The following is a 7,766-nucleotide window of genomic DNA, read 5'->3' as shown; positions in this document are numbered from 1 at the left end:
CGTCACCAAGACGGCCGAGCCGTTCCAGGACCCGCTCGAGCCCGACCATCAGGGTCCAGTCCGGGACCGACGGCGCCAGTCCGAGCAGGACTTCCCCGTAACCGGGAACAGCTCCGGCTGCAGGCACGGTGCCGGCGGCGGACCCGCCGCTGCCGGGTGCCACCGGCAGGGGCATCCGCGGAGCGGTCCTGGACCGGGAAGCGGGGCCGGACATTGGACCCGGCAGGGGGCTGGGCGTCGGTCGGGGCCGTGAGGCGGGCGTGTTATCGGGGAAAGCGGCGGACCCGGGGTCTGGGTCGAAGATACCGAAGTCCTCGGCGCCGCGTTCGGCCGCGGACCGTCCGGCGGCCGCCATCACCAGGACCGCATCCCGCCATGACGGAATGCACAGGCTGGCCCGCAGGTAGCCGGCGAGTTCCGGTGAGAGCTGAAGCGGCCGGCCAATGGTCCAGGGATCGGGCGTCCCGGAGCCGGTGGTCCCGGCGTCGGTGCCGGCGTCGGGCGTCCCGGAGCCGGTGGTTCCGGCGTCGGTGGTTCCGGCGTCGGTGGTTCCGGCGTCGGGGACGGCACCCCTAGCCACGTCACCCGGGGTGGGGACCGGAAGGCACTCCCGGCCAATGGCGGCGTGCATGGCGATCGTCCAGACATCGAGGACCTGGTCGAATTGGGCCCGGTCCCGCCGTCGCGGGGAGAATTGCTCCGCCCAGCCGCACTCGGCGAGGCTTACCGCGGGGTCCACTGGCAGCGGCGCCGGGGTGGTCCCCTGGGCGCCGGGGACCGCGCCGACGCTGCTGCCGCGGTAGACCATCTCGGCGTTGAGCCTGCTGTTCCTGATCTGCTCGACCGGACGGCCGGGCATCCCACAGCAGTCCGGGTCGCTGCAGTGCGCGTTGCGCCAGAACTCAGTACCGATAATCCAGGCATCCCTCAAGGGCAATCCGGCTGCCTCATGGGCAAGCTCGAGTTCTTTGAGCAGGTCCGCCCACGCATGGCCGTCGCCGGCGCTGTCCGTCTCCGTGTCGGCGTCGGCGTCGGCGTCAGTGAAGAAGGCCAGCAGCGAACCGTCGGCCGCGTCGTCCGCCTGCAGATAGGCCACGACATTTCGTGCGAAACCGGCCAGCATGTCGCTCCGGCCTGAGCCGCCTCCGGGCACGGGGAGGTCGACCCGCAAGGTGGCTCCGAGACGTTTGCCCTGCAAGGTCATGGCCACGAGGCTGTTTTCCGGCCAGTAGCCGAGGGAGTGCGGGATGAAGCCCAGGATGTCTTCGGGGCCGGTGATTCTCAGGTGATCGGGAGCTGTCATAAGCCCAGCTTCGCGGCGGCCGCGTCCCCGGCGACAGTACCGGGTTGCGCTATGTGGATAAACGAGGGTGGATAGCCGACCGGGGATAGCCGTCCGTGGAGAAGCAACAGTGACTGGACGCACAAGGCACGAACGCGTGATGACAATCGCCGGCAGACGGAGCCCATACCGGCCAACAGCTGGTTCAGGGCGTGCGGCGGCGCTCCGCGACCAGCCTGCGCTGCTCGGCCAGGGACTTGAGCAGCGGCGGAACCATGACTCCCTGGGCCGCCATCTGGCGCCGGACCTTCCGCCGGGTCACCACGATGGCTCCTGCTCCCCCGGCCAGCAGCAGGAACTGCACGCTCAGGGCCACGCGGAACGGATCCAGGCCGTAGAGCTCCCCCTGCGAGAACCCGGTGGCATGCAGGACGTCGAGTACCAGCCCGATCAGGTAAATGGACACGAGCGCGGCGATGAAGCCGCCCACGTTGACGATCCCGGTGGCGGTGCCGAGCCGGTGGGCCGGGTTGAAGGTCCGGGCGAAATCGAAGCCGATCATGGAACCGGGGCCGCCGACGGCGAGGGTCACCACCAGCGCAGCCAGGAGCCAGAGCGGCGCGCGTCCCGGCACCAGCAGAACCGCCGCCCAGGCGGCAGCGGTGCATCCGGAAATGAACAGCACCATAGTGGAGCGCCGCAGCGGATGCCGGGCAACGAATCGGCCCATCAGGGGTCCGGCGGCGATGGCGCCGGCGACGTACAGCGCCATGAGGGCCGAGACCGTGCCGCGGTCCAGTCCCTCGGCGGAAATCAGGAAAGGGTAGCCCCACGTCATGGCAAAAACGGTGCCGCTGAACTGGACGGTGAAGTGGCTCCACAGCCCGAGCCGGGTCCCGGGTTGCCGCCAGGCGTGTCCCAGCGAAATGCCGGTGGCGCGCAGCCCCTGGGACTGTGCCGGTGCGGAGTGCCCGGGCGGAAGGTCCTGGAGCAGGATCAGCACCAGCACGACGGCGAGGCCGGACATCGCGGCGAGCGTCAGGAAGGCGGGAGTCCACCCCGCGGAGTGCAGGATCATGGCGAACGGCACCACGCTGAAGAGCTGGCCGAGCTGGCCGGACATGCCGGTCAGCTGCGTCAGGAGGGGGACGCGCCCCGGGGCGAACCAGAGCGGGATGAGCCGGATGACGGAAATAAACGTCATGGCGTCACCGGCGCCCACCAGGACACGTCCCAGGACTCCGCCGGGAATGTTGTCGGCAAACGCCAGCTGAAGCTGGCCGAGTCCCATCAGGACACCACCGCCCGCGAGCATCGCGCGGGAGCCGAACCGGTCCACCAGAATGCCCACGGGAATTTGCAGCGCCGCATAAACCAGCAGCTGCAGCACGGTGAAGAAGGAGATCTCCGCGGCACTGGCGTGGAAGCGTTCCGTTGCCTCCAGGCCGACCACCCCGAAGGAGGTCCGTTGGCTGACCGCCACGAGATAGGCGAAGATCCCGACGATCCAGATCAGCCAGGCGCGGGGAGAGGTCACTCCCCCATTATGCCCGGCTTAGGATAAATAGTATTTATTCGCCGGGTTCTTTACGGGCCAGGTACGCCTCGACGGCGGCACCAAGAGCGTCGGCGTTGGGCAGCTGGTCGTTCTCGTCTGCCAGCAGCGACCTCCGGACCGTCCCCTCGGCCTTTTCGTCGTACCGGGCCTCCAGCCGTGAGACCACCTGCTGGACCTCCTCGGATGCCTCGATCTGCTCGGCAATCTGCCGGCCCACCTCGCGTCCCGCCTCGCGCAGACGGTCGGTCGGCAGCATGAGCGACGTTGCCGCGCCCAGGTACTCGAGCCCGGCGACGGCGGCTGTGGGGTATTCGGCTTCGGCCAGGTAGTGCGGCACATGGATCACATAGCCGGCGATGTTCCGGCCGGCCTCCGTCAGCCGCAGCTCCAGGATGTGGCCCACCGCGGCCGGCACCTCCACTGTGGGCTTCCAGACAGAGATTCCCTCGATCAGCTCCGGCCGGTTGCCGTGCACGGTCACACCGACCGGCCGGGTGTGGGGAACGGGCATCGGGATCGAATGGATCCAGGTGACGAGGTTGACGTCGAGCTCCTCGACGAGGCCGACGACGGCGCGCGCGAAGCGCTCCCATTGCAGGTCCGGCTCGAACCCGGCAAGGAGCAGGAACGGGCTGCCCAGTCCGTCGACCAGCCGGTAGAGGGCCAGGCTCGGTGCCTGGTAGTCCTGCAGGTGGTCCTCGACGAAGCTGACCTGCGGGCGCCGGGACCGGTAGTCGATCAGCTGGTCGGCGTCGAACTCGGCGATCATCTCGGCATCGAGCGTGTCCAGCAGTTCTGCGGTGATCTGCCGGACCACGTGGCCCGCGTCGGCGAAGCCGGTGAACCCCATGACGAGGTTGAGTCCGCGCAGTTCGGTGCTGGAGAACAGCGCGTCATCACGGATATAGAGCGACTGGGGATCCAGCAAAGAGCCGGAAATCCGTTCAATCACGGCGTGTTCCTTTCACGATGGCGGCGGTGGGAGAAGCGGGGCGCAATCCGCCATTCGGGCGGTGCCTGGCGGAACGGCCAGTCAGGCAGATCCTCCCGGCCAGTCCCATGGAGCACTCACCGCTCCGCAGCGTCTCTACCAATACAACGCCCCGGCACCCGGGCTAATTCCTGCCCGGTGTGTGCTCCAGCTCTCATTCGATTGAATTTCCGCACGGTCGAGAGACTACGATCGGTGATGGCCCTAGGGCCTGTTTTGCAGACACCGGGTTGCGTCCCAAACCGACGGCGCCCCGGGATCCGTGGCAGGACGCCAAACATGCAGTTCCTGCCGAATATCACCGAGAACCATCACAGAGAATTGAGGACTGTCCTCGTGGTCAAGAATAGTGAAGTCAAACTTAGTGCAGTCGCAGGGGATTTGAAGAAGTCCCCCAGCGATGCCCTCGTCATCGGCGTCGGACAGGGTCCTGACGGCCCCGTTCTGCTCGACAATCCGCTGACGGCCAAGGCCGCGGAGGCCCTGGCGGAATCACTGAGCGTTCTTGGCATCACCGGCGCGGCGGACCAGGCTCACCGGCTGCCCGGCCTGCCCGAGGCGGGAGCGACCATCCTGCTGCTCGCCGGCGTCGGCAAGCTTTCCGCCACGAAGCCGCTCTCCGAGGAGGCACTGCGCCGTGCCGCCGGCTCGGCCGTCCGCCAGCTGGCCGGCGTCGCCACCGTCACCCTGGCCCTGCCCACGACCACCCTGGCCGAGGTCGCGGCGGTCGCCGAGGGCGCCGCGATGGGCGCCTACTCCTACACGGAGTTCCGGTCCTCCAAGGACGGGCTCAAGGACCCGGTGAAGAACGTCATCATCCGCACCGACTTCGCCACGGACAAGGCGCTGGCGCCGGTCCTGAACCGGGCATCCCTGATCGGCACGGCCGTGAACGCGACCCGCACGCTGGTCAACCAGCCGCCGAGCCACCTCTACCCCGAGTCCTTTGCCGACGCCGCCAAGGAACTGTCCAAGGGCCTGCCGGTGAAGGTGACCGTCTGGGACGAGAAGCGTCTTGAGAAGGAGGGATTCGGCGGCATCCTCGGCGTCGGCAAGGGCTCCACCCGGCAGCCGCGCCTCGTAAAGGTCGAATACGCCCCGGCGAAGGCCACGGCCAAGATCGCCCTCGTGGGCAAGGGCATCACCTTTGACACGGGCGGCATCTCCATCAAGCCGGCCCTGGGCATGGGCGACATGAAGTCCGACATGGCGGGTGCCGCCGTCGTCCTCAACACCGTCCTGGCCCTCGCGGGCCTCGGGCTGCCCGTCAAGGCGACCGCGTGGCTCTGCATCGCCGAGAACATGCCCTCCGGCGCTGCACAGCGCCCGGCGGACGTCCTGACGATGTTCGGCGGCAAGACCGTCGAGGTCCTCAACACCGACGCCGAGGGTCGCCTGGTCATGGCCGATGGCATCGTCGCCGCCAGCCAGGAATTCCCGGACGCCATCATCGACGTCGCAACCCTCACCGGCGCCCAGCTCATTGCCCTGGGCGACCGCACCGCCGGCGTGATGGGTTCCGACTCCCTCACCGGCGCCATCAAGACCGCCGCGGACCGGGCCGGCGAGCTCGTCTGGCCCATGCCGCTGCCGGAAGAACTCCGGGCCAGCCTCGACTCCCAGGTCGCCGACATCGCCAACATTGGCGAACGCCACGGCGGCATGATGACCGCGGCCGTCTTCCTGCGCGAGTTCGTCGGCAAGGGCAAGGACGGGGAACAGATCCCGTGGGCGCACATCGACATCGCCGGCCCGTCGTTCAATAACGGCAGCCCCTACGGCTACAACCACAAACAGGGCACGGGCAGCACCGTCCGCACCCTGGTGGCCTACGTCGAGGACATCCTCGCCAAGACCGTCTAGCGCGCATCGCGGCTTTGTGGCCGGGGCGGCGATGCCTTCCCGGCCACAAAGGCGCGTGACACTGGACACAAGCGCTCCACAAACGCCATGGCAAGGTGGAGCATGTATTAGTGGTTCGCTAAGGTAAACCTTGTTTCCCAGAAGCAGACCCCAATGTAGTAGTCACAAATGAAAGGGAACCGGCCGGCTGGCACAATCACAGCAGACAGGTTCCAAGACCAGATGATGCGTACTCTCGTGTCATCGTTCACGCGAGGGAGCGTTTTAGTGGCCGATCAGGCAACTGCGCAAGAATTCGACATCCTGGTACTCGGCGGCGGCAGCGGCGGCTACGCCACCGCACTGCGTGCTGTCCAGCTTGGCCTCACCGTCGGCCTCATCGAAAAGGGCAAGCTCGGCGGCACCTGCCTGCACAACGGCTGTATCCCCACCAAGGCCCTGCTGCACTCGGCAGAGCTGGCGGACCACGCCCGCGACTCGGCCAAGTACGGCGTCAACGTGACCCTTGACAGCATCGACATCACGGCTGTCAACGCTTACAAGGACGGCATCATTGCCGGCAAGTTCAAGGGCCTGCAGGGTCTGATCAAGGGCAAGAAGGGCATCACCGTCATTGAGGGTGAGGGCAAGCTTCAGGGCACCGACACCGTCGTCGTGAATGGCACCGCGTACAAGGGCAAGAACATTGTCCTCGCGACCGGCTCGTACTCCCGCACCCTGCCGGGCCTGGAAATCGGCGGCAAGGTCATCACCTCCGACGAAGCCCTGACCATGGATTACATCCCCAAGAGCGCGATCATCCTGGGCGGCGGCGTGATCGGCGTCGAGTTCGCTTCGGTCTGGAAGTCGTTCGGCGTCGACGTCACGATCGTCGAAGGCCTCCCGTCGCTGGTTCCGAACGAGGACGCCACGATCGTCAAGGCCTTTGAGCGCGCCTTCAAGAAGCGCGGCATCAAGTTCTCCACCGGTGTCTTCTTCCAGGGCGTCGAGCAGAACGACGACGGCGTCAAGGTCACCCTCGTGGACGGCAAGACCTTCGAGGCCGACCTCCTGCTCGTCGCCGTCGGCCGCGGCCCCGTCACGGCGAACCTTGGCTACGAAGAGGCCGGGATCACGATCGACCGCGGCTTCGTCATCACCAACGAGCGCCTCCACACCGGCGTCGGCAACATCTTCGCCGTCGGCGACATCGTCCCCGGCGTGCAGCTCGCGCACCGCGGCTACCAGCAGGGCATCTTCGTCGCCGAAGAGATCGCTGGCCTGAAGCCGGTCATCGTCGAGGACGTCAACATCCCCAAGGTCACCTACTCCGAACCCGAGATCGCCACCGTCGGCTACAGCGAGAAGGCCGCCAAGGAGAAGTTCGGCGAGGACCAGATCCAGACCCAGGAATACAACCTGGCCGGCAACGGCAAGAGCTCCATCCTGGGCACGTCCGGCCTGGTCAAGCTGGTCCGCCAGAAGGACGGCCCCGTCGTCGGCGTCCACATGATCGGCGCCCGCATGGGCGAGCAGATCGGTGAAGCACAGCTGATTGTGAACTGGGAAGCCTACCCGGAGGACGTGGCCCAGCTGGTCCACGCCCACCCCACCCAGAACGAATCCCTGGGCGAGGCGCATCTGGCGCTGGCGGGCAAGCCCCTCCACGGCTAGCAGCTCCGCCCGCACCACCGCATGAACTCAGAGCTTGGTGCACCCGGCCCGAAAAGCCGGGTGCACTAAGCTCGACCAAGGCAGCAATCATCCGCACTAAAGATCAATAAGGAGAACGGGGACGACATGTCTGAATCCGTTAACTTGCCCGCCCTCGGTGAGAGCGTCACCGAAGGAACCGTCACCCGCTGGCTCAAGCAGGTCGGTGACCGGGTAGAGGTGGACGAGCCGCTGCTCGAAGTCTCCACCGACAAAGTAGACACCGAGATCCCCTCTCCGATCGCCGGCGTGATCGAGGAAATCCTCGTCGCCGAGGACGAGACCGCTGAAGTTGGCGCCCCGCTGGTCCGCATCGGCTCCGGCGACGCCGCCCCGGCCCCGGCCGCGGCAGAGGCTCCGGCCGTGGCCGCCGAAGAGGC

Annotated in this window: 6 protein-coding genes; 3 read left to right on the top strand and 3 right to left on the bottom strand. The window is 67.2% G+C overall.

The window, feature by feature from the left end:
- The 3 genes from Y706_RS24675 to Y706_RS0109585 all read right to left on the bottom strand — a co-directional run.
- A partial coding sequence (locus Y706_RS24675; protein ID WP_052355045.1) for a DUF4192 family protein occupies positions 1-1,303 on the bottom strand: 1,303 nt, incomplete at its 3' end.
- A gap of 184 nt (positions 1,304-1,487) precedes the next feature.
- Entirely contained in the window at positions 1,488-2,819 is a 1,332-nt protein-coding gene (locus Y706_RS0109590) for an MFS transporter (RefSeq protein ID WP_028276425.1), read from the bottom strand.
- A gap of 34 nt (positions 2,820-2,853) precedes the next feature.
- Positions 2,854-3,792 (bottom strand): proteasome assembly chaperone family protein, encoded by a 939-nt coding sequence (locus tag Y706_RS0109585; protein ID WP_028276424.1) that lies wholly within the window; start codon positions 3,790-3,792, stop codon positions 2,854-2,856.
- Positions 3,793-4,167: 375 nt separating this feature from the next.
- On the opposite strand from Y706_RS0109585, the gene Y706_RS0109580 reads away from it, so the two are divergent.
- From Y706_RS0109580 to Y706_RS30140, 3 genes are all read left to right on the top strand, one after another.
- Positions 4,168-5,694 (top strand): leucyl aminopeptidase, encoded by a 1,527-nt coding sequence (locus tag Y706_RS0109580; RefSeq protein WP_028276423.1) that lies wholly within the window; start codon positions 4,168-4,170, stop codon positions 5,692-5,694.
- A 267-nt stretch (positions 5,695-5,961) separates the two neighbouring features.
- Complete coding sequence (gene lpdA, locus Y706_RS0109575; RefSeq protein ID WP_018772391.1) at positions 5,962-7,347, top strand: dihydrolipoyl dehydrogenase; 1,386 nt, start codon at positions 5,962-5,964, stop codon at positions 7,345-7,347.
- 126 nt (positions 7,348-7,473) lie between these two features.
- A partial coding sequence (locus tag Y706_RS30140; RefSeq protein WP_043435771.1) for a biotin/lipoyl-containing protein occupies positions 7,474-7,766 on the top strand: 293 nt, incomplete at its 3' end.

The organism is Arthrobacter sp. I3, from assembly GCF_000520575.1.
Lineage (GTDB): Bacteria > Actinomycetota > Actinomycetes > Actinomycetales > Micrococcaceae > Arthrobacter > Arthrobacter humicola_A.
This window is presented reverse-complemented; position numbering and strand designations above follow the sequence as displayed.